Origin of the sequence: Meiothermus sp. Pnk-1 (assembly GCF_003226535.1) — a bacterium.
In the GTDB taxonomy this organism is placed as follows: domain Bacteria; phylum Deinococcota; class Deinococci; order Deinococcales; family Thermaceae; genus Allomeiothermus.
Window position 1 is genome coordinate 1 of sequence record NZ_QKOB01000025.1, and the last position, 21,921, is coordinate 21,921.

The window sequence follows — 21,921 nt, forward strand, 5'->3', positions numbered from 1 at the left end:
ATCATCAGCCGCTGGATCTGTTTGCCAAACTCAATCACCAGCAACTCCTGCTCGGCTATATTCTTCCCCTCTCCCAGCCGCTCGTACTCATCCACCAACTGATGCATCCGTTCCCGTATTTCGCTCATTCCAACAGTTTAGGCTGTTTGCCTATTTTCAGGACACACCCCTCCACGACCCCTGCCACGTCACAGCCTAGGATGTGGGGTAAGGGAAGTTTGGGGCTGGCGATGCCTTTGCGCACCCACACATCCAGGTGGTTGAGGGCCACCGCCTTTACCTCTACCCGCACCTCGAGCGGACCGGGCTGAGGGGTCTTGATCTCGCCCCAGCGCAAGACTTCGGGGCCGCCTCGAGCTTCCATCAGTACGGCTTTCATAAGCAGCCTACTTTACCATTCGGGTTCCGGCTTCGCCGGAGAGCACTGCTTCCAGAACTCCTTTGCTGCCTCGAGCGATCGCTGCCCAGGAAGCCCCCTTATCGAGAGCACCCAAAGCCGCTTCGACCTTGGGAATCATCCCGCCGGAGATCACTCCCTGGGCGATCAGGGTTTGCGCCTCGCTTCTGGATAGTTCGGCGAGGCGGCTCGAGGGGTCTTTGGCCTCGCGCAGCACTCCCGCCACGTCGGTCAGGAACACCACAGGCAAGCCCATCGCTCCGGCCACGGCCCCAGCGGCGGTGTCGGCGTTGATGTTGAGCGGGCCCTGGCTGTCGAGGCCGATGGGGGCAATGAGCGGGGTCAGACCCAGGCTCAATAGCTGCTCGAGCACCTGGGTGTTGACCCGGCTGACCTCACCGACCCGCCCCAGTTCGGGCTCGAGCGGCTCCGCCTCGATCAGGCCCGCGTCGCGCCCGCTGAGGGCCAGGGCGGGTCGCCCCCGCTGGGTGAGGCTGTGGGCAAGACTCTTTCCCAGGGTGGTGAGCACCATCTCCACAACCTCCATCTGCTCGGGCGGGGTCACCCGTAGGCCCTTGTGGAAGTAGGTTTCGAAACCCATCCGGTTGAGCCATTCGCCAATGTTAGGCCCGCCGCCGTGAACCAGGATGAGCGGCCCCGGATAGGTAGCGATCTCGTCGAGAAGCTCAGAAGCCCCCTTGAGGCTTCCACCGATTTTGACCAGAAGGGTTGGGCGCATACCAAAAGCATAACCGGGAGGCTCCGCAGGTGAAGCTGACATCCTCCCCGTTCTGAAGAACGGGGGTTCCTACACGGAACTTTCAAGGTTGGAGTCTGTATGAGCCGAAACCCACACCTTTACTCCATCCACCCGGCCCCCAGCGGGGCCAGGCTGACCCGTTGCGGGTCGGGCCGTGTCAGGCTTGGTACGGGCATAGCCCGGCGGCATACGCCGCTCAACCGGCCCTTGGCGCAGCAGTCCAGCCGCTACGCCAGTGCGCTCGTTATCCCGGTACGCCCTGCCCCGCCATGTCGGGGCGGAAAGCCGTCACAGACGGTAGGCGCTGGGTTGCTGCGCATAGAGCCCACCCGGCTATCGCCGCGAAACTACGCCTCGGAGTTTTACCCCGGCAAGGCTAAGTCGTGCCGGGAACCCCATACTCCGACTGTCAAGGTTCGCGGGAACGTCGTTCCCATATACACTGTACCGCAAATCAAGTTTTGGTCCCTTCGCCGTCAGGCGAACACCGAGCGGTCGCACCGCTCTGCGAGCGGCTTCCGCTTTCTCCCCGCATTGAAATTCGGGGCATTCCCGCTAGCCCTTGCGGGCTGAGCCGCGAAAGGGGTTTTGTGAAAGGGGCGGATCTTCTTGACACCCTAAGAGGAGGGTGTTACCCTTTTGAATGCGTTCGCTAGGGCGAACCCTAAATTCGGGCGATTAGCTCAGCGGGAGAGCACACGCTTCACACGCGTGGGGTCGTAGGTTCAAATCCTACATCGCCCACCAAGAAAAAGTCCGGGCAAGGTGACCCGGACTCTTCTTTTTGACACCTTCTGGACTTATGCGGCCTCCACCTGCCCTGGTATTAGCTTTCAGGGTTTTGGTCATCGCTCCAGCTTGAGCAGGCCGGATAAGGCCTTTGAACTTGGAATATCGGCATCCCCGGCGCAACTCCGCAAGGAGGCCAGCAGGGTTTCGCCACGCCCAGTACATCCGCGCCACGCGGAACGTTGGGTCTATCAGGAATGTTGTGTCAAAGACCACCCTCATCACTTTTGGCGGGCCTGTCGTACGGTATCTACCGCCATTTGGGCGGCTTGTTTCTCGCTGATCTTGCTGGCTTTGGCTCCAGGTTTACTTACCTCGGCATCCCAATCTGATAGCTGTACGGCCTCATCTAGGATTTTCTCTAGCTCCTTGACCCACCTGCGCCCCTTGGCTCGCTTGAAGGCCTCGAGCTTTTTACTGATTGCTTCGGGTAAAGCTGTAGCCATGTATTGAGGATAGCATGCCCCGACGCGGCAAAGGCGAAGGCAGCATCTTCCAGCGCAAGGGTGGGGTGTTAGCCCCATTTTTGAACTTTGAGCTTCGGAAAGCGGGCCAGGTGACGGGTGTTGTTGGTGATGATGGTGTAGCCCTTAGCGGCAGCCGAGGCGGCTATAAACAGGTCTCGCAATTCCAAACTTTGGTTCTGCTGTTTGAGGCGAACCTGGGCTTTGGCGGCCATTTCGGCAGCTTTGGCGTCAAAAGGCAGGTGATCTATTCCTGCCAGCAGCGCCTCTCGCTGGGCTTTGCGTTGCCGAGCCTCTTTGCTACGGGAATCCCCCGCAAGGAACTCACCCAACATCAGCTCGTAAAAGGCTACGTCGGAAATGACAACCCGGCTCTTTGGAAGCCGGGTCAGGGTATTCAAGGCAGCAGGCTCGAGGCGGATAGCTGCAATCAAAAGGTTAGTGTCCAGAACGTATTTGCTCATCGAGTGGCTTTGCGGCGATTCGCTTTGTTCAAAGCTTTAGCCAGAGCTTCAGCTTCTTCATCGGTAAAGGAGTCAACGAGCCTTGCAAGCCACGCCTTCATGGCGGGGTCTTTGAATTCGTACTGGTCTAGCGCCCTGCTACGAGGGGTTGGAGGGGCGATTTTGCTTTTGGCTAGAGCCTTGACCGCCATAAACTCAGCATATCACCCTAGGAGATGACATGCCCCGACGCGGCAAAGGCGAAGGTTCACGCCCTCAGAACGGGGTACTAAAGTGTCGCATCGGCAATATCCAAACCGCACCAGTGAATCAACGCAACCCGCAAACCTGGTATTTTCAGGTGTCCCGTCGCCACCAAAAGCATGACTGTGGTTCCCGCGTCAGCCGTGGGCTTAGGAGCGTAGCCGTTCATCCGCAACATCCAGAGCATGGCCGTAAATGCGGTGCGTTTGTTGCCGTCGTTGAAGACGTGGCCTTGCGTGATGTGATAACCCACGGCTGCCACCTTGGTGAAGAAGGTGCGGTAGGCATCCTCGCCTCCCGCGCTTTTCCTGGGGGCATCGGCAGCGCTCTCCAGCGCCCCACGATCTTTGATTCCCGACAATCCACCCGACAACTCAATAACATCGGTATGGGCCTGCAACAAAGCAGCTACCGTGAGGAAGGTATCCCCACGGTAGCGGTAATACAGTTTGGCCATGGGCTACAGCTTAGCCAGGGCCTTCAAAGCTTTGGCGTTTTCCTTGAGCACTTGGGCAAGCACCTTCCTGGCCTGAGCATCACTGGTCACCTTGCCGGTAATGTGACCGGTACGGGCAGCACGGGTGTTTTTAGCCTTCCCGGTAGCGCGCATATTCGCCCTTCCCCTCGTGCTAAGGGTACCACATTTTTCTAGGAGGTACCATGCCCCGACGCGGCAAAGGCAAAGGCAGCATCTTCCAGCGCGAGGATGGCCGCTGGGCGGCTGACTATGGCCCGGACGGCAAACAGCGCAAGCGGTGGGTGTAGGGCGCGGCACAGGTTGGTCGCTCGAGCTGGGGTGCCTTACGGCCTCCGGCATACCTACACCTCGCTGGCTTTCCGGGCCGGCCTCAACCCTAAACAGCTAGCCGACCGCTTGCGCTACCGGGCCCCAGCCCCGCTATCCCCGCGCCCCTCCTTGCCGGGCAGCAGGCCCGGGATTTCGAGGGAGCGGTCTAGAGCCCTAGCGGCTGCTCCGCTAGAGGGTGCTATTGCAAGTGGTTATCGTTTGTAAAACATAAAATCCGACCGGAATACTTGACTTTATTTCCTCCCGGTGCTAGGCTGCGCAGCATGGTGTTGCGCGATCGGGATGGCCTGCTGCGGGCTACGGCCCTGGCGCTGCTGTTTTTTCTCGCTTCGGCTTTTCTCCTGCGCCATCTGGCCGTGAGCGGCCCGTTGGACCCCGAGGCCCACACTGCCCTTTTCTCCCGGGTGCTGGACACCGCCATCCTCATCTTCCGCGAAGGGCTGGAGGCGGTGCTGGTCCTGGCTGCCCTCGCTGCCGGGCTGTTGCGGCGGGACAGCCCGGCCTACCGGCCGCTCCTGGCGGGGGCCGGGCTGGCCTTTGCCGCCTCGGTGCTGAGCTACTTCTTGGCGGTGCGGGTGGTGGGTCTGGCCGAGAGCACCTTCTCTGAGCTACAGGTGCAGGCAGCGACGGGGCTGCTGGCAGTGGGGGTGCTCCTGCTGGTGATGAACTGGTTTTTCCACCGGGTCTACTGGACTGGCTGGATCGGCCTCCACACCCGCAAGCAGGGAGAGCTCCTGCGGCGGGGCGCGGCCGGGGGGCTGTGGCTGCTGGGCTTTAGCGCGGTGTACCGGGAGGGGTTTGAGGTGGCCCTGTTCCTGCAAAACATCCGGCTGCGGGTGGGAGAGGAGGCGGTAGCCTACGGGGCGCTGGTGGGCGTGCTGCTCAGTCTGGCCGTCGCCGCGCTCACCTTCATCTTTCACCGCCGCCTGCCCTACAAGCGAATGCTGGTGTTCACCGGGGCGCTGCTCGGCCTGGTGTTGCTGGTGATGGTAGGGGAGGAAGCTCAGGAGATGCAGCTGGCCCACTGGCTGCCCACCACCCTCCTCCCCCTGAGGATTCCCGATTGGATGGGGGTGTGGTTCTCCCTCTTCCCCACGCGGGAGACCCTGCTAGCCCAGGCGCTGGCGGCGGCGCTGGTGTTGGGCAGCTACCTGAAGGGCCGCTCCAAGGCGGGCTAGGGCTTTCAGCCAAGGGCGCGTAGAAAGAGATCCTCTACACGGCGAGAGCCAGGAGGCTAGCCTCGCCGGGGAAAGTGCGCGACGGGCGTGAGTCTGCTCAAGCAGACTTCCAGAGAACTCGAGCGAGCTAGGCCAACCCTGCGGTTTGGCTTTAGGCCCTACCAGGTGATCTCGTTCGAGATTTGAACGCTTCGCTCACCCGAGCCTTCCCTTCAGGTCCTGCGGGCGGAACGGGCCTGGTTCGGCGATCAGGGCCCGGGCTGCATCGACCTTGCCCCAGGTGTTCCACAACAGCACCCCGCGCACTCGCCCTTCCTCTAGGTAATAGACCACCCCCTCGCGGAAGGGGTCTGTCCAATCGCTTACCGTCTCCAGCCGGGAGTCCAGGATTCCTACCGCCTCGTAGCCCAGCTCGAAAAGATCGGAGTAGAAGAAGGGCAGGTGGTGATAAGGCTCGTGGGCCCCGGCCATATTGCGCCCTACCGCAAGGCCGTGGGTGTTGGCGTGGTCCTCGTGCTCCACCCGCATCCAGGCCTGGAGGGCCGGGTTATAAAAGCGGGCCACGTCCCCCGCGGCGTAGACGTTGGGGGCATCGGTCTGACCCAGCTCGTTGACCACGATCCCGCCCTCCACCCGCAAACCCGCCTGCTGGGCTAGCTCAACGCTGGGGGAGACCCCGATGCCGGCCACCACCCCGTGGACCGTCAGCGTTTGGCCACTTTGCAACCGGAGATTCAAATCCTGCCCCTGCCGCTCGAGGCCCACCACCTCTTCGCCGGGCCGTACCTCCACGCCTTTTTCCCGGTAAAAATCCACCAAGAAGCGGGCCAGATCGGCAGGGAATAACCGCCCTCCGATCCCTCCCTCGGGAAAGATCAGGGTAACGTGCTTGTTGGCGAGCGCTAGCGCCGCCGCCATCTCCGAACCGATGAAACCCCCACCGATCACCGCAAAGGACTCGGCGCGCTGGGCTAAAGCCCGCAAATGCCGGTAATCGTCGTAGGTGCGGTAATAGAGGATGTCCGTGCCACCGAAGGGGAAGCGGCGGGGGGTGCTCCCGGTTGCCAGGAGGATCTTCTCGAAGCCATACACCTGGCCCTGCTCGTCGGTGGCCTGGGAGCGCTCGAGGTCGAGCGCCACAATGCGATGCCCTAGGTGGACTTCGGCAGCCAGGTCATCGGCGTGCCGCCAGATTTCATCCACCGATTGGCCCTTCCACAGCCCCTTGGAAAGCGGCGGACGGTTATAGGGTGGATGGGGTTCGGCGCTTACCATCCCTACCGTACCCACCGGATCGAGTTCGCGGATTCCCCGTAGCGCTGCGTCCGCGGCCATGCCCCCGCCCACGATTAGGTATTGGTAGTCCGGCATGTGAACCTTCCTTTCCCCGACACGGGTTTCCTTTTAGGCTAGCCGGTTTGCTCCTTGGCTACTGGTTTGTCGCTTACCATGCAAGGGCTGGTGGCCTGTTATTTATGCCGACCGCACGTCAGGCGTAGCGCGTCCTACGTCGTACGTCGAACGCAGGGGATCGGTCCCTCGGGTGTACGAGCTTTGCTCGTCCCGACAAGGAATCTACCCCGGGTGTACGGAGCTTGCTCCGTCCCGTAGGGAATCTACCCCGCGTTTAGCGTAAGACGTACGACGTAAGCCGCGTTTAGCGTTTTGCGTACGACGTATGACCTAAGTCGCGTATTGCGTATGACGTACGACGTCTACCAACCCCCCCCCCAGCCCTCCCCTGCTAGGGGAGGGAGCACCCCGCGTTTAGCGTTTTGCGTGGAGTGTAATGCCCATTAAGTTGCCAGCGCATAGCTGCGCGATGGCTCCTTTCATATCGTGGACCGGGCCGGGGTTCACGCGATTTCCACCTCTGGGCTACCCGAGCACGTCCAGGGCCTGCGCGACGCTTAGCGCCACTGCACGACGCGATCGAGCGGATGCCGGTGATGGGGGTAGCCCTCTTCGGCGGCGATGCCGAGAGGCAGCAAAGCAGCGATGGCGACGTGCTCGGGTAGCCCTAGCACTTCCTTTACCTTGGCCGGGTTAAACCCCCCCATGGGGTTGGAGTCATAGCCGTAGGCCTTGAGCAGCAGGGTAAGGTAACCCAGCAAGATGTAGGCTTGCCCGACCCCCCAGGTCTCGCGCTCTTGGTCGCTGCGTGAGGCCCACAGGTTACGGATGCGTTCGGCGCGAGCTGCGGCTTCTGCGGGAGGGAAACCGGGGTGGATGGTTTCCTCGACATGGGCCAGGGTGTCTTTCATGTCGCTATAGATCACCAGCACCGTAGGGGCAGCGCTTACTTGGGCTTGGTTGTTGGCCGCTTCCCGTAGGCGCTCTTTGAGCGCAGGGTCTTGCACCACGGCGATGCGCCAGGGTTGGAGGTTGTTGGCGCTGGGGGCTTTGAGGGCCAGCGAGAGGATCTCCTCGAGCTGTTCCCGGGGAATGGGATCAGGCTTGTACTTGCGGATGCTGCGGCGGCTCTCGGCGGCTTCTTTGACGCTTAGGATATGCTTGGCGACGGCATGCATACGCGAACCAGTGTAGACTTTGTGAAATACTTCGCTGTGGTTTGGTATACATTGTATAGCGCAATGAATTGAATAGCAAAAAGGAGAAGCCGCCAGCCTCAAGGCAACCGCAGGAACCGCTGGTAGGCCGCCTCGAGCCCCGCTAAGGGGCGGGGCCGGTAGGCCTCCGGGGTGAAAGAAGCCCGCACCACCTCGCGCACGCTGCCCGGAAGCGCCCCTACGGCCCGTGCGCCGACCAGCAAGTTGCCGATCAGGGTAGCCTCGGCGGGACCGGCCCACACCTCCCGACCGCTCACGTCGGCGGTGAGTTGGCAGAGCAGGCGGTTTTGTGAGCCTCCCCCGACCACGTGTAGCTGGGGGAGGGAGCGCCCGGTGAGCCGCTCGAGCCCCTCCACCACCCGGCGGTACTGCAAGGCCAGGCTGTCGTAGACGGTGCGGGTGATCTGGGCTTCGCCCTGCGGCAGCGGTTGCCCGGTCTCTTGGCAGTAGGCTTGGATGCGCGCGGGCATCGGCCCCGCAACCTCGTGGGGGAGCAAAAAGCGCGGATCGTCAGGGTTGACCAGCGAGCGGAAAGGTTCGGCTGTTTCGGCCATCGCGGTGAGCTCGGCATAGCTATACTGCTCCCCCCAAGCCTGGCGGCACTCCTGCAAGAGCCATAGCCCCATCACGTTCTTGAGCAGGCGGGTGGTGCCGTCTAGGCCGCCTTCGTTGGTCAGGTTCATGGCCAGCACCTCGGGGTCCAGCAGCGGCTGGGGCAGCTCGAGGCCCACCAGCGACCAGGTGCCGCTGCTGATGTAGGCCCAGGAGTTTCCCTGAGCGGGTACCGCCGCCACCGCCGAGGCGGTGTCGTGGGTGCAAGGGGCTACCACTAGGATCTCCTGGCCCACCTCCCGGGCCACCTCGCCGCGCAACGGCCCCAGGGCTGTCCCTGGGGGCACCGGCTGGGGGAAGAGCCGCCGGGGTAGCCCCAACCGCTGCAGCAGCGGCTCCGACCAACTGCGCGTGCGCGGATCGGCGAGCTGGGTGGTGCTGGCATTGGTCCACTCCACGGCGGCTTGGCCGCACAGCCAGTAGTGCAACAGGTCGGGGAGCATCAAGAAGGTCTGGGCGGCCTCGAGCAAAGCCGGGTTGCCCTCCCGTAAGGCCACCAGCTGGTACAAGGTATTGATCGGCAGGAACTGGATACCCGTGTGGGCGAAGATCTCCTCGCGGGGCAGGTCTTGCAGCACCTGCTGGAAGGCCGCGAGGTGGTGCGGATCACGGTAGTGGCGGGGTAGGCCCAGCAAGTCGCCGTCCGGCCCCAGGAGGGCGTAGTCCACCCCCCAGCCGTCCACGCCCAGGCTCCGCACCCCCGGCGGGGCCTTTTTCAAGCCCTCGAGGATCTCCAGCCACAGCCGGGGCAGATCCCAGTGCAAGTAGCCGCCCAACAGCGCCGGGGTGTTTTTGAAGCGGTGGAGGATCTCGACCTCGAGCCGTCCTCCCTCGAGCCGCCCCAGGGCCACCCGCCCGGACTCCGCCCCCAGGTCCACGGCCAGATGCAAGCTAGCGGACATAGGCGGCAGGTACCCCTCCATCTACAGTAAGCACCCCGCCGGTGGTCTTGCTCGAGGCCGGAGAGGCGAAGAAATACACCGCCTCGGCGACATCCTCGGGGTAGATGCTCACCTTGAGGGTGGTGCGCGCGCGGTAGAACTCCTCGAGCTGGTCCTCGCGGATGCCGTAGGTGGCGGCCCGCTCGGCCCGCCAGGAGGAGTTCCAGATCGAAGAACCGCTCAGCACCGCGTCAGGCAGCACGCTGTTGACCCGGATGCCGTGGGCCCCGCCCTCCTCGGCCAGGCAGCGGGCCAGGTGTAGCTCGGCGGCCTTGGCGGCGGAGTAAGCGGCGGCGTTCTTGCCCGCCGCGACCGAGTTCTTTGAGCCGATGAAGATCAGGTTCCCCCCGATGCCTTGGGTTTTCCACATCCGGAAGGCGGCTCGCGAGACCAAGAAGTACCCGGTCGCCAAGATGCCCAGGTTGCGGTTCCACATCTCCAGGCTGGTCTCCTCGATGGGGGCCGAGGCCGAGATTCCGGCGTTGTTCACCACGATGTCCACCCCGCCGTACTCGAGCACGGTTCGCTCGAATGCGGCCTCGACCGCGGCCTCGTCGGTCACGTCCATCTCCACCGCCAGGGCTTTGCGGTAGCCTCTCGCCTGGCGGATCTCCGCGGCCACGGCCTCTGCACCCAAGGCGTTGATATCTGCGATGACCACGTGAGCCCCTTCGGCGGCCAGCCGGTGGGCGATGGCCTTACCGATCCCTGAGGCCGCCCCGGTGACCAGGGCGATTCGGCCCTCGAGCGCCTTTGGCGGGGGGCGGAGGGAGAGCTTGTAGAGCTCGAGCGGCCAGTACTCGACAGCGTAAGACTCTGCCTCGGAGAGCGAGACAAAACCGCCTTGGGCTCGGCCCATCACCTGGATGGCGCGGTGGTAAAGCTGGCGGCTGACTTCGGCGGCCCAGGCGTCACCTCCGCTGGTGATCATACCTAGGCCGGGGATCAGGATGACCCGCGGGGTGGGGGGAAACATCCGGTCCCCCTCGCTGCGATGGGTTTCGAAGTAGCGGCGGTACTCCTCGGCAAAGGCCTGCACCCCCGCACGGACCCGTTCGAGCAGCGCCTGCTCCCCCTGTTCGGGGGTCCAGTCCAGGAAAAGCGGGACCCGTTTGGTGTGGACCAGGTGGTCGGGGCAGGCCGCCCCGACCTGGGAAAGCGCTTGGGCCCCCTCTGCCCCGACAAATGCGAGCACCTCGGGGCTGTCGTCGTAACAGAGTACGCTGGGCCGCTCCCCGCCCATCGCCCCGCGCAGCGTTGGCATCAGCTTTGCCACCAGGCGCTTGCGCTCAGGCTCGGGTAGCGGACTGACCCTCAGGGAGCGGGCGTGGGGTTGCCGGGCCAGATAGGCCTCGGCCTCCCTAACGATGCGCAGGGTGTTTTCGTAGCACTCGCGGGCGGTCTCGCCCCAGGTTACCAGCCCGTGCTTGGCCATGATCACGCACTCTGCTCGAGGGTTTTCCCGCACCGCCTGGCCAATCTGTTTGGAGAGGGTGAAGCCCGGGCGGATATAGTCCACCCAGGCCGCCCGCTCACCGTAGATCTCCCGAACGAGCGAGCGCCCCTGGGGGGAACAGGCCAGGCTGATGATCGCATCGGGGTGGGTGTGGTCCACGTGCCGAGCGGGTACGAAGGCGTGGAGCAGGGTCTCGATGGACTGGCGTGGGCGACCCGGCTCGAAGGTGCAGCGCTCGAGGTAGGCCACCATCTCCTCGTCGCTCATGGCTTCGCGCGCAAACAAGGGCAAGACCTCCGCGAGCTTAAGCCCGGCGAAGCCGTTCTCGCCGATATCGGCCAGGTCCGAGCCCGATCCCTTGACCCAGAGCACCTCCACGACCCGGCCCAGGTGGTCGTGCTCGAGGCTTTTGCAGCTGGTGTTCCCCCCGTACAGGTTGACCAGGCTGCGGTCAGCCCCCAGCAGCCGGGAGCGGTAAGCCAGGGCTGCCAGCCCTTCGCCGGAGGGGGCTTCGGCATCGTTCCACAGATTTTGGGGCATCCTCATTTCCTTTCAGGCAGGGTAGCCGCTGCTGCTGGTAGAGGTACCGCGGCGCTGGATGCGCTGGGATAGGTATTCCCCTCGGCGTAGCGCCTGAATGGGGTCAGGCGGCACCCCCATTTCCTCCCTGACCTCGGCCAGCAGGGGCCGCACGTCGGTTTTGAAGGCCTCCAGCAGTAGGCGGTGGGCCTCGAGCACATCGCCTTGTTGTTGGGCCTGTCGCAGGGCCGGGTAATCTACCAACAGCGCTTTGGCGTAGGCTTCTTGGCAGTTCAGGACCGATTGCAGCATGGCCTCGAGCTTGGGTTCGATGTTGTGGCTCTGGTCGATCATGTAGGCCACGTTCCGGGCAGTTTGGGCGGTCCGGGGATCGTCCGAGTGCTCCGCCGCGACCAGTTCGGTGTAGATGCAAAAGAGTTCGAAGGGGTTGGTGCTGCCCACGATCAGGTCATCGTCGGCATAGCGGCGGGCGTTGAAGTGGAACCCCCCCAGCTTGCCCTCGTCGAGCAAGAACGCCACGATGGCCTCGAGGTTGGTGGCCTGGGCGTGGTGGCCCAGGTCTACCAGCACCTGGGCTTTTTCCCCGAGGGCCTGGCAGTACAGCAAAGCGGCCCCCCAGTCGAACACATCCGTGAAGTAAAAGGCGGGCTCGAAAAACTTGTACTCTAGCAGCAACCGCTTGCCCTCGGGGAGGGCCGCGTAGACTTGCGCCAGGCTCTCCCGCACCCGCCGTTTGCGGCTGCGGAGGTCATCCTGCCCGGCGTAATTGGTCCCGTCGGCGAACCACAAGGAGAGATCCCGCGAGCCGGTTAGCTGCATGATCTCGATGCACTCGAGGATGTGCCGGATGGCTTTACTGCGCACCTTGGGGTCGGGGTGGGCGATGGAGCCGAGCTTATACTCCTCGTCTTGAAAAAGGTTGGGGTTGATGGCCCCGATCTGGAGGCCCAGATTTTGGGCGTAGGCGCGTAGCTGGTCCCAATCCTCCACCCGGTCCCAGGGGATGTGCAGGGCCACGCTGGGGGCGATGCCGCTGAGGCGGTGGATCAGGGCGGCATCCTCGAGCTTCTCCCACACGTTCCTGGCGGCACCGGGGGCGGCGAAGGTCTTGAAGCGGGTCCCCGAGTTGCCATACCCCCAGCTCGGGGTCTCGATCCGCTGGCGCTTTAAGGCCTCGCGGACAGATAGGGATACCTGAGCCATACTCACCCCTCGTCCTGGGGAAACCCCATCACGCTCAGAAAGGCCATATTGGCTTGGGTCACGTCCAGGCGGCTGTACTGGACTACGATGGGCACGCTCGAGCGCACCCGCAGGGCGTAGGGTACCTCGCGGGGTATCTCGAAGCCCGAGAGCATCTCCGGCCTATCCATTCGCAGGTGCAGACAGCGCTTGGGAGGGAGCCGAACCTCGAGGCCTTCTACCGGATCCCGGTCCTCGAAGTAGATGTCCAGCCAAACCCGCGCTTCCTGGGAGGTGGTGTTGAGCAGGCACACGCAGTCGTGGCCCACATAGGCTCCCCCCGGCCCCTTCGCCGGGAGATACCCGTCGGGAACGAACCAGGTCCGGGCCCCGCCGTTGGTGCTTGGTTTGGGCATGGTCGTTCTGGGGTGGGGGCGCAGCGCGCCCCCATCGGAGCTAGAAGTTGAACTTGTCGATGTTCTCGGGGGTGAAGATGAAGGGCGGGCCAAGCAGGACCTGCAGGCCCTTATCGTCTTTTTGTACGGTGAAGGTGCCGCGCTTGGTGACGATCTTGTCCCCCTCCTTGAGGCCTTTTTCCACCAGTTGTTTGGCCGCGTAGACCGAGAGGTAGCCCAGGTCGATGGGGTTCCACAGGATCACGCTCTTGATGACCCCGGCTTTCATGAAAGGCTTCATCTGCTTGGGGGTGGAGAGGCCCACCACCGCTACCTTACCGGCCTTGCCGGCTTGCTGCACGGCCTCGGCGGCGCCAGGGAAGGCTACGCTCGAGAGCGCCCAGACTCCCTTGAGGTTAGGGTAAGCCTTGAGCAGGTCCTGGGTCACCCGGAAGGCCAGCTGCTGGTCTTCCTCGCTGGGCTTGGTGTCCACCACCTTGAGACCGGGGTAGTCCTTGGCCAGCACCTTCTTCATCTCGGCGATCCAGGCGTTCTGGTTGGGGGCGGTGAGGCTGCTGGTCACGATGGCCACCTCCCCCTCTTTGCCCACTTGCCGGGCCATTTCGTCGGCTAAAGCCTTGCCGATACCCGCGAAGGTGGCCTGGTTGCAGAAGACGTCGCGCACGTTTGCGTCGGCGTCCCAGGTCACCACCTTGATGCCTGCCTTGCGGGCTTTTTCCAACACCGGGGCGATGGCTACGGGGTCGTTGGCGGCTACCGAGATCACATCTACTTTCGCCGTGATGAAGTTCTCGATCAGCTCGATCTGCTTGTCCACCCGGCCCTCGGTAGGGCCCTGGTAGATGAGCCGGATGTTGCCCAACTCGGCGGCTGCTTCCTTGGCCCCTTGCTCGGTAGCGTTGAAATAGTCAATCCCCACCAGCTTAGGGATCATGGCGATGGTGATTTGTTTTTGCGCGAAGCCCACGCCCAGTAGCACTGCCCCAACCGCGATCCACAAACGAACCTGTCGCATATCTCCTCCTGGGTTGCTTTTTTTGCTTATGCCGATAACTTACCTGACGTGTTTGCCCTACAAAGCAGCTTTTCATCACCCCCTCCCTCGCCGCAGCGCCTGGTTGAGGGTCACCGCGGCGATCAAGATCAGCCCGATAAAGACCAGCTGCACGTCGGCATTGATAAAGGCTAGGGTCATGCCATTGCGCACGATGCCGACGATGAACAACCCCAGCAAAGTCCCCCAGATACCTCCCTGCCCTCCGGAGATGGCGGTTCCCCCCAGCACCACCGCGGTGATCGCGTCGAGTTCGTAGCCTACCCCGGCGTCGGCCTTGGCCGTAGAGAGCCTCGAGACGAAGATCACCCCGGCCAGCCCCGACAAAAGCCCGCAGAGGCTGTAAACGATGAGCTTGATCCGGTCTACCGGGAGCCCGGAGAAGCGGGCGGCGGTCTCGTTGTTGCCGATGGCGTACAGGGCCCGCCCAAAGACCGTGCGCCCCAACAGCAGCACGAAGACGAGCGAGAACAGGGCGAAGACGATAAGCTGCACCGGCACCGGGCCGACGTATCCCTGGCCCAGGACGTAGAAGGCCTCCGGATAGTCGCGGTAGGCTTGCCCCTGCGAGATGCCCAGGGCCAGCCCCCGGTAGATGGCGAGGGTCGCCAGGGTAACGATCAAGGGAGGGATCCCTGCGCGGGTGATGATCAGGCCGTTGAGGGCCCCCGCCAGGGTCCCGGCCAGGATGCCCGCCGAGGCCGAGAGCCAAACGTTCCAACCGGCGTGGAAAAGGGCCCCGGTGAGGATCGCGCTCAAGCCCAGGATCGAGCCCACCGAGAGGTCAATCCCTCCGGTGAGGATCACCGCGGTCATCCCTAGCGAGATCAGCCCTGCCTCGGCCACGAAGCGGGTGACTTCGAAGAAGTTGCGCACGGTGAAGAACTGGGGCGAAAGCCTCGACATCACCAGAACAGCCACCACGAGAGCCCCCAGCAGCACGAGCTCGGCTGCGCTCAGGCGGGGGCGGAGGCGGGAGAGGAGCCTCATGTTCCACCTCGAGCCCGCCTGGAGGCGAAGCGGCGTCGTTGTGCGCGCACCGCGTCGAAAGCTACGGCCAGCAGGATGAATAGCCCTTGCAGGGCCTGTTCCCAGTAGGCGCTGATGCGCAAAAAGGTGAGGGCGGTCCCGGTCACCCCTACCAGGAGCGCTCCCAGCGCCACCCCTAGCACGGTGCCCGAGCCCCCGAAGACGTTGACCCCCCCCACCACCACCGCGGTGATGACCAAAAACTCGAAGCCCTGGCCGGTGTTGGACTGGATGGTGGAGAAGCGGGTGGCGTAGAACATGGTGGCCAAGCCCACCAGTGCCCCGCAGGCCACAAAGGCGCTGGCCTGCACGAAGGGCACCCGGATCCCGGAGAGCCGGGCAGCTTCAGGGTTGGAGCCCACCGCGTAAAGCGCCCGGCCCCAGGGGGTCGAGGAGAGCACCCAAGCCCCTAGGAGGAGCACCAGGGCCAGGGCCCAGATGGGGTAGGGGATACCCAGGAAAGTCCCCAGACCCACCCTGCGGAAGTCTTCGGGGAGCTGATAGATCCAGGCTCCTTTGGTGAAGTAGATTAAAGCTCCCCGGAAGACCGAGAGGGTCCCCAGGGTCACGATGATCGAGTGGATCTTGAAGCGGGTCACCAGCAGGCCGTTGACCAAGCCCAGCGCGGCCCCCGCGCCGATCGAGATGAGGAACACCGCTCCCAGCGGCAGCCCGGCTTTGCTGGCGGTGGCGGCCAGGGTGGAGCAGATGGAAAGGATGGCCCCCACCGAGATGTCGATCTGGCCGGTGAGGATCACCATCATCATGCCCAAAGCGGCGATGGCCACGTAGGAGATGTTGACCAGGATGTCCTTGAAGTTCCCCAAGCTGAAGAAGCTGGGGGCGGCCGCCAGCAGCACCCCCGCCAGCGCCAGCAGGAACACCGCGATGGAGATCTGGCGTCCGCGGTCAACGTACATGCGCTTCCTCCAGCAGCCCGGTCGCCGCGCGCATCACCACATCTGGGGCCGAGCCTCGAGGCAGCCGTGCCACGATCTTTCCGCGGTGCATTACCAACAGCCGGTCGGCCATCCCCAGCACCTCCGGTAAATCCGAGGAGATCATCAGAATGCCCATTCCCTGACCCACCAGCCGGTCCATCCATTGATGGATCTCGGCCTTGGCCCCCACATCCACCCCCTGGGTGGGTTCGTCGAGGATGAGCACCCGAGGCTTGGTGGCCAACCACTTGCCCAGCACCACCTTTTGCTGGTTGCCCCCGGAGAGGCTGGCCACGGGCAACTCGGGGCGTGGGGGCCTGAGTTGCAGCGCCTGGATAAAGCGTTCGGCGATCGAGAGTTCTCTGGCTTCGTCGAGGAAGCCTCCCCGCTGGAGGTCTCGTAGCACCGCCAGGGTCATATTGGCCCGTACGCTCATGGCCAAGATGGCTCCCTGGCGGCTGCGGTCCTCCGGCAGAAGCGCCAACCCCCTGCGCACCGCCGCCCAGGGCCGCGGTGGCAGCGGCTCGCCCAAGAGCCGCACCGTGCCCGCGTCGTAGGGGTCAATGCCGAAGATAGCCCGCGCCACCTCGCTGCGCCCCGAGCCCACCAGCCCGGCCAGCCCCACGATCTCGCCCTCGTGCACCTCGAGGTCAACCCCCGCGAAGGCCCCGGCGCGGCTCAGACCTCGCACTTCCAGCAACACCTTCCCGGGCGGGCGGTGGGTTCTGGGGTAGAGGTTCTGCAGCTCCCGACCCACCAAGCGCTGGATGAGCCAGTCCTGGCTGATGCTGCTCACCTGCTCGCTGCCCACCCGCTCGCCGTCGCGCAGTACCGTGACTCGGTCCGCCACCCGGAAGACCTCCTCGAGCCGGTGCGAGATGTAGATGATCGCCACCCCCTTTTCGCGCAGCCCTTGGATGATCCCGAAAAGCCGCCCTACGTCGTCGGCGGTGAGGGCGGCGGTGGCCTCGTCCATCACCAGGATGCGGGCTTTTTGGACCAAGGCCTTGGCGATCTCTACCAGCTGGGCATAGGCCTTGCCCAAGTCGCCCAGCCGGGCGGTGAGCGGCAACTCCACCCCGAGCTGAGCGAAGACCTCTTGGGCCTGCCGTCGCATGGCCCCCCAGTCCAAGCGGCCCCAGCCCCGGCGCGGCTGGTGGCCGATAAAGAGGTTTTCCAGCACCGAGAGGTCGGGGTAGAGGCTGGTCTCCTGGTAGATGGTGGCGATGCCCAGGGCGCGGGCCTGGCGAGGGTCGGCGATCTCCACCTTCCGCCCCTCGAGGCGGATGGTGCCGGCATCCGGCGGATAGGCCCCGGAGAGGATCTTGATGAGGGTGCTCTTGCCCGCGCCGTTTTCTCCCACCAGGGCGTGTACCTCGCCCGGCCGCAGGTCAAAGTTCACGCCCTTGAGGGCCTGCACACCGCCGAAGCGCTTGTGAATCCCCTCCATCTCCAGCAAGGGCTCAGCCACCGGCCACCTCCCAAGCCGCCCCGCTGGCCTCGAGCTCGGCCCGCACCTCCTCAGGAGGACGGATATCGCTGATCAAGAGGTCCACCCCGGACAGCGGCACCACGGTGTGCAAGGCGGTGTGCCCGAACTTGGAGCCGTCCACCAAGGCGATTTTCTGCGCCGCCGCCTGGATCAGCAGGCGTTTTATGGCCACCTCGGCCATCTGCGAGTCGGTAAACCCGGCCCTGAGGGTGACCCCTTTGGCCGAGAAAAAGGTCTTGTCCACGTGAAGCCCCTGGAGGTTGGCCTCGGTCATGGGGCCCACCAGCGAGCGGGCCACCGGGCGGAAAAGGCCGCCTAGCACGAGGAGCTGGGTATTGCCGTCGGCCACGGCCTCGGCGACCAGCAGGCTGTTGGTGATCACGGTGATCTCGCGGCCTTTGAGCTCGCGGGCCAGGTAGACCGCAGTGGTGGAGGCATCCAAAGCCACCGTGTCGCCCTCGAACACCAGCTGCTTGGCCCTACGGGCGATGAGTTCCTTGGCGGCTTGGTGTTGGTACAGCCGCTGGGTGTAGCCCTGCTCGCGCCCCGACTGCTCGAGCAGCTGGGCTCCGCCAAACACCCGCTCCACTAGGCCCCTCGAGCCCAGCGCCGCCAGGTCGCGGCGGATGGTCATCTCGGAGACCCCCAATGCCTCCGCCAGATCCTTCACCGAGGCGAAGCGGCGCGTTTGCAGCAGCTGGTAGATCCGCTCCTGGCGCTCCCGAGGGAGCAGGTTGGGCGATGGGTGAGGCTCGGTCATAACCCCCCAAAAAACAAACAAAAATGAACGGTTTTGCTCACCAAGCATAACGCAAATTCACAAACTTGCGCAAGAGGGTGAGCTTGAGTGCACCGAGTACAGACTGGGCGAGTGCGGAGCGGCGCCCTGCTCGGGCTGGGCCTGGGGCACGCCGAGGGCTTTTCCCGGTTTTTATCTCGGGAAAGCGCCTTAAGATGTCCTATAGCCGATGCCCGCCCAGCCCCTGCCCATCCACGAAGCCCTGCCCGACCTCAAAAAGGCCCTGGCCCGCCACCCTACGGTGATCCTGCAAGCCCCGCCGGGAGCGGGAAAAAGCACGGTGTTGCCGCTCGAGCTGCTGAATGAACCCTGGCTGGGCGGGCGAAAGATTCTGATGCTCGAGCCCCGCCGCCTGGCGGCCCGTGCGGTGGCGGCCCGGCTGGCGGCCCTCTTGGGCGAGGAGGTGGGGCAGACGGTGGGCTACCGGGTGCGCTTCGAGAGCCGCGTGGGCCGCCAGACCCGGCTCGAGGTGCTTACCGAGGGCATCCTGACCCGCCGCCTCCAGCATGACCCCACCTTGGAAGGGGTGGGGTTGGTGATCTTCGACGAGTTCCACGAGCGCAGCTTGCAGGCCGATTTGGGCCTGGCCCTCACCCGCGAGGTGCAGGGGGCTCTGCGCGAGGATTTGCGCCTGTTGGTGATGTCGGCCACCCTCGACGGGGAGTCCCTGAGCCGGGCGCTGGGCAAAGCCCCCGTGGTGACCGCCCAGGGCCGCCAGTACCCGGTGGAACTCCACTACCTCTCGCGCGATCCCGAGGGGCACCTGATCGCCACGGCAGCGGGGGCCGTCGCGCGGGCGCTCGAGCGCCACGAAGGGGACGTGCTGGTGTTTCTGCCCGGGGTGGGGGAGATCCTGCGGGGCGAAAAGCTCTTGAAGGAGCGCCACCCCGAGCTTCGGGTGCTGCCCCTGTATGGCGATTTGCCCCTCCCGGCTCAGCAGGAGGCCATCCTGCCTGACCCCGCCGGGCGGCGCAAGGTGGTGCTGGCGACCTCGGTGGCCGAGACCAGCCTGACCATCGAGGGGGTGCGGGTGGTGGTGGATTCGGGCTTCTCCCGGCTTCCTCGCTTCGACGCGCGGAGCGGGCTGACCCGCCTCGAGACCGTGCGGGTCACCCGCGACTCCGCCGATCAGCGGGCCGGGCGGGCGGGCCGGTTGGGGCCGGGGGCCTGCTACCGGCTGTGGAGCCCGGCCACCCAGGCGGCGCTTCTTCCCCAGCGCCGCCCTGAGATCCTGGAGGCCGACCTGGCCTCGCTGGTGCTCGAGCTGGCCCAGTGGGGGGTGCGCGACGTGTACGCCCTAGCCTGGGTCACGCCCCCGCCCGTGGGGGCGCTGCGGCAGGCCCGCGCCTTGCTCGAGGAGCTGGGCGCGCTCGAAGGGGACACCCTCACCGAGCGCGGGCGGCAGATGCTCGAATGGCCCACCCACCCCCGCCTGGCCCACCTCCTCCTCGAGAGCCAAAGGCTAGGGCTCGAGGCTTTGGCCGCAGACGTGGCGGCCTTGCTCGAGGAACGCGACCCGCTCCCCCGGGAGAGCGGGGCCGATCTGACCCTGCGGGTGGTGGCCTTGAGAAACTGGCGCGCCCGCCGGGGCGATCTGCAAGGGGCCGATCCGGGGGCATTGGCCCGCGTCGAGCGCCTCTCAGAGCAGTGGCGAAGACGCCTCGGGGTGCCCGCCGGGAACGACACGCCCGATCCCTATGCCATCGGCCTGCTTTTGGCCCTGGCCTACCCGGATCGGGTGGCCCGGATGCGCGAGGGAGAGCCTCGGCGCTACCGGCTCTCCGGCGGGCGCGGGGTGCGCCTGGCCGAAGACGACCCGCTGCAGGGCCAACCCTGGCTGGCCGCGGCCCACCTGGACGCGGGAAGCGAGGAGGGGCGGGTCTTTCTCGCCGCCCCGGTGAGGCCGGAAGACCTCGAGCCTTTTGCCCGATCGGTCGAGGTGGTAGCTTGGGATGCTCGAGCCGGGGTGTTGCTGGCCCAGCGCGAGCGCCGCATCGGGGAGGTGGCGCTTTGGGTAGAGCCGCTCGAGCGAATCCCCGAGGAGGAGCGCCTGCGGGTGCTGTGCCAGGTGGTGCGCTCGGAGGGGTTGGACGTTCTGCCCTGGACGGAGAACCTGCGGCAGTGGCAGGCTCGAGTGCTTTCTTTGAGGGCCTGGCGGCCCGAAGAAGCTTGGCCGGATGTTTCGGATGGGCATCTGCTCGAGACCTTAGAAGACTGGCTCGGCCCCTGGCTGGGTGCGGTCTCGCGGCGGGAGGACTTCTCCCGGCTGGACCTGGGGGGGATTCTGGCGGGCCTCCTGCCCTGGCCCCTCCCGGCCCGCCTCGACGAGCTGGCCCCCACCCGCCTCACCGTGCCCAGCGGCTCTTCGATCCGGCTCCGCTACGGCCCCGACGGAAGCCCCCCGGTGCTGGCGGTGCGCATTCAAGAGGTCTTCGGGTTGGCCGATACCCCCCGGGTCAACGAGGGGCGCACCCCGGTTCTCTTGCACCTCCTCTCCCCGGCTCACCGCCCGGTGCAGGTGACCCAGGACTTGCGTAGCTTCTGGGCCAACACCTACCCCGAGCTGCGCAAAGAGTTGCGGGGCCGCTACAGCAAACACCCCTGGCCGGAAGACCCCTGGAACGCTCAGCCCACCCGTACAGCCAAGCCGAGACCGCCATGACGTACTTGCGTTGGAGGCCCCTAAAAAGGTAGCTCGGTTTCCTCGCCCGCGGGCCATGCCGCTTGGCGCAACCGTCGCTCGACCTCGCGCCCGATCATCCGGTGCAGGGTAGTCGCCTGCGCCAGCTCGTCCAGGTCATAATCGCCCTCGGCCAGGAAGTGGCTCATGGCCTTGTAGAGCAGGTGCAACTCGACGGGGGAGGCCTCGAGCAGGAGACGAGCCAGGGCCGGGGTGGGCTCCTCAACCTCCGGGGTCTCCGGTGGCTCCCCAAAAGTCAGGTCCTTAAGCGGTTCGATCATCGTCCCTGAATTATGTCATAAACAGAATAAAATAGATGAGATATGTCGGTGGGGTAGACAGGAGAGGGTATTACGTTATAAACTAAATCAACCAACCCCGATATGTAATGGCGGGGTGGTGAAGAAGGTGGCCCAGACCATCGAGCTCGGCGACTCGGGCGACCGGAAGCTGAAACCTCAAACGGATGAAACCATGAAAAAGCTCGAGTTACCCATCCATCCTAAACTGGAAACCATCCTCGGTTACCCCGGCCAGGCTCCGCGCGTGGTGTTCTACTATGACCCCCACAGCGGGCAATTGATGTACGACGACGGCCTCGAGTCGGGCTCGGCCAATACCTGGGCCTACCTCTTGTGGGCGGCTCACCCCAGCGTCAAGGGGCTCGTCAACCACGCCGCCCAATCCGCCAGCTTCTTCCTGCTCGACCGGCGCGAGCGCAAGATGTACGCCCTGACCCGCGAGGAGGCGCTGGAAGCGCTCGAGGCCGAGCGGGGGGCCTGGCTAGCGGCCCAGCCCGACCCCCTGACCCGGCTGGCTGCTTCGCGCAGCGAACCCGTTTTTAATGCCGCCCAACAACTCATGGCCGAATTTCTGCTGTGGCTGGAAAGCTGCAAAGCCTCGCTGGCCGCATAGCGCGGCACCGCCGCAATCCAGACCTTGGCGCGATCCACGGCACTAGCGGGTAACCTCTGATCCAGCGCCCGTGTCGCGGTCCCTGGCGAGGGCAGGGGGCTAGTGCTTGATTTTTAGGGCATCGTGCGGTCTCGCGCTGGGTGTCGTACGTCATACGCAATACGCAAAACGCCAGACGCTAAACGCGGGGG

General features: G+C 64.8%; 21 protein-coding genes, 1 tRNA gene and 1 pseudogene. 4 read left to right on the forward strand and 19 right to left on the reverse strand.

Features of this window, described 5'->3' with window-relative positions:
- Positions 1–169 precede the first annotated feature (169 nt).
- Both DNA98_RS17085 and argB read right to left on the reverse strand, forming a co-directional pair.
- Positions 170–379: pseudogene (locus DNA98_RS17085) on the reverse strand (alcohol dehydrogenase catalytic domain-containing protein); the annotation flags it as partial.
- Between the two features lie 7 nt (positions 380–386).
- On the reverse strand, positions 387–1,136 hold the full coding sequence (gene argB, locus DNA98_RS17090; RefSeq protein ID WP_110532599.1) for an acetylglutamate kinase: 750 nt from the start codon (positions 1,134–1,136) through the stop codon (positions 387–389).
- Between the two features lie 693 nt (positions 1,137–1,829).
- Here argB and DNA98_RS17095 point away from each other — a divergent pair.
- A tRNA-Val gene (locus tag DNA98_RS17095) sits at positions 1,830–1,904 on the forward strand.
- Between the two features lie 263 nt (positions 1,905–2,167).
- Here the strand turns inward: DNA98_RS17095 and DNA98_RS17100 are convergent.
- The 5 genes from DNA98_RS17100 to DNA98_RS17860 all read right to left on the reverse strand — a co-directional run bounded on the left by DNA98_RS17100 (position 2,168) and on the right by DNA98_RS17860 (position 3,727).
- Entirely contained in the window at positions 2,168–2,392 is a 225-nt protein-coding gene (locus tag DNA98_RS17100; RefSeq protein ID WP_110532600.1) for a hypothetical protein, read from the reverse strand.
- 68 nt (positions 2,393–2,460) lie between these two features.
- On the reverse strand, positions 2,461–2,874 hold the full coding sequence (locus DNA98_RS17105; RefSeq protein WP_110532601.1) for a type II toxin-antitoxin system VapC family toxin: 414 nt from the start codon (positions 2,872–2,874) through the stop codon (positions 2,461–2,463).
- Positions 2,871–3,065 carry a hypothetical protein gene (locus DNA98_RS17110; protein WP_110532602.1) on the reverse strand — a complete coding sequence of 65 codons (195 nt, stop codon included), beginning with the start codon at positions 3,063–3,065 and terminating at the stop codon, positions 2,871–2,873. The genes DNA98_RS17105 and DNA98_RS17110 overlap by 4 nt, the downstream gene beginning before the upstream one ends.
- A 77-nt stretch (positions 3,066–3,142) precedes the next feature.
- Positions 3,143–3,574 (reverse strand): type II toxin-antitoxin system death-on-curing family toxin, encoded by a 432-nt coding sequence (locus DNA98_RS17115; protein WP_110532603.1) that lies wholly within the window; start codon positions 3,572–3,574, stop codon positions 3,143–3,145.
- A gap of 3 nt (positions 3,575–3,577) precedes the next feature.
- Positions 3,578–3,727: a hypothetical protein gene (locus tag DNA98_RS17860; protein ID WP_158531672.1), complete on the reverse strand. Its 150-nt coding sequence runs from the start codon at positions 3,725–3,727 to the stop codon at positions 3,578–3,580.
- Positions 3,728–4,188: 461 nt separating this feature from the next.
- On the opposite strand from DNA98_RS17860, the gene DNA98_RS17125 reads away from it, so the two are divergent.
- A complete protein-coding gene (locus DNA98_RS17125; protein WP_110532604.1) occupies positions 4,189–5,103 on the forward strand; it encodes an FTR1 family protein in 915 nt (304 codons plus the stop codon).
- A gap of 195 nt (positions 5,104–5,298) precedes the next feature.
- Here the strand turns inward: DNA98_RS17125 and DNA98_RS17130 are convergent, their stop codons facing one another.
- The 11 genes from DNA98_RS17130 to DNA98_RS17180 form a co-directional block, all read right to left on the reverse strand.
- On the reverse strand, positions 5,299–6,474 hold the full coding sequence (locus DNA98_RS17130) for an NAD(P)/FAD-dependent oxidoreductase (RefSeq protein ID WP_165364082.1): 1,176 nt from the start codon (positions 6,472–6,474) through the stop codon (positions 5,299–5,301).
- Between the two features lie 539 nt (positions 6,475–7,013).
- Positions 7,014–7,634, reverse strand: a complete 621-nt coding sequence (locus tag DNA98_RS17135) for a nitroreductase family protein (RefSeq protein ID WP_110532605.1) — start codon at positions 7,632–7,634, stop codon at positions 7,014–7,016.
- Positions 7,635–7,732: 98 nt separating this feature from the next.
- Positions 7,733–9,187, reverse strand: coding sequence for a rhamnulokinase family protein (locus tag DNA98_RS17140; protein ID WP_110532617.1), 1,455 nt, complete (start codon positions 9,185–9,187; stop codon positions 7,733–7,735).
- A complete protein-coding gene (locus DNA98_RS17145; RefSeq protein ID WP_110532606.1) occupies positions 9,177–11,222 on the reverse strand; it encodes a bifunctional aldolase/short-chain dehydrogenase in 2,046 nt (681 codons plus the stop codon). The genes DNA98_RS17140 and DNA98_RS17145 overlap by 11 nt, the downstream gene beginning before the upstream one ends.
- A 12-nt stretch (positions 11,223–11,234) precedes the next feature.
- The gene (gene rhaI, locus DNA98_RS17150) at positions 11,235–12,425 is read right to left on the reverse strand and encodes an L-rhamnose isomerase (RefSeq protein WP_110532607.1); all 1,191 of its coding nucleotides are present in this window, start codon (positions 12,423–12,425) and stop codon (positions 11,235–11,237) included.
- A 2-nt stretch (positions 12,426–12,427) separates the two neighbouring features.
- On the reverse strand, positions 12,428–12,820 hold the full coding sequence (locus DNA98_RS17155) for a sensory rhodopsin transducer (protein ID WP_110532608.1): 393 nt from the start codon (positions 12,818–12,820) through the stop codon (positions 12,428–12,430).
- A gap of 40 nt (positions 12,821–12,860) precedes the next feature.
- Positions 12,861–13,835, reverse strand: a complete 975-nt coding sequence (locus tag DNA98_RS17160; protein WP_110532609.1) for a substrate-binding domain-containing protein — start codon at positions 13,833–13,835, stop codon at positions 12,861–12,863.
- 75 nt (positions 13,836–13,910) lie between these two features.
- Entirely contained in the window at positions 13,911–14,864 is a 954-nt protein-coding gene (locus tag DNA98_RS17165) for an ABC transporter permease (protein ID WP_110532610.1), read from the reverse strand.
- Positions 14,861–15,823: an ABC transporter permease gene (locus DNA98_RS17170; RefSeq protein WP_110532611.1), complete on the reverse strand. Its 963-nt coding sequence runs from the start codon at positions 15,821–15,823 to the stop codon at positions 14,861–14,863. Before DNA98_RS17170 ends, DNA98_RS17165 begins: the two co-directional genes overlap by 4 nt.
- A complete protein-coding gene (locus DNA98_RS17175; RefSeq protein WP_233493283.1) occupies positions 15,813–17,315 on the reverse strand; it encodes a sugar ABC transporter ATP-binding protein in 1,503 nt (500 codons plus the stop codon). Before DNA98_RS17175 ends, DNA98_RS17170 begins: the two co-directional genes overlap by 11 nt.
- Positions 17,308–18,096, reverse strand: a complete 789-nt coding sequence (locus DNA98_RS17180) for a DeoR/GlpR family DNA-binding transcription regulator (protein WP_158531673.1) — start codon at positions 18,094–18,096, stop codon at positions 17,308–17,310. The genes DNA98_RS17175 and DNA98_RS17180 overlap by 8 nt, the downstream gene beginning before the upstream one ends.
- 208 nt (positions 18,097–18,304) lie before the next feature.
- Between DNA98_RS17180 and hrpB the strand changes: the two genes are divergently transcribed.
- Positions 18,305–20,797, forward strand: coding sequence for an ATP-dependent helicase HrpB (gene hrpB, locus DNA98_RS17185; RefSeq protein WP_110532613.1), 2,493 nt, complete (start codon positions 18,305–18,307; stop codon positions 20,795–20,797).
- A gap of 20 nt (positions 20,798–20,817) precedes the next feature.
- On the opposite strand, the gene DNA98_RS17190 is transcribed toward hrpB, so the two are convergent.
- Positions 20,818–21,096 carry a hypothetical protein gene (locus DNA98_RS17190; RefSeq protein WP_110532614.1) on the reverse strand — a complete coding sequence of 93 codons (279 nt, stop codon included), beginning with the start codon at positions 21,094–21,096 and terminating at the stop codon, positions 20,818–20,820.
- Positions 21,097–21,211: 115 nt separating this feature from the next.
- On the opposite strand from DNA98_RS17190, the gene DNA98_RS17195 reads away from it, so the two are divergent.
- Entirely contained in the window at positions 21,212–21,730 is a 519-nt protein-coding gene (locus DNA98_RS17195; RefSeq protein ID WP_110532615.1) for a hypothetical protein, read from the forward strand.
- The last annotated feature ends 191 nt before the right edge of the window (positions 21,731–21,921 follow it).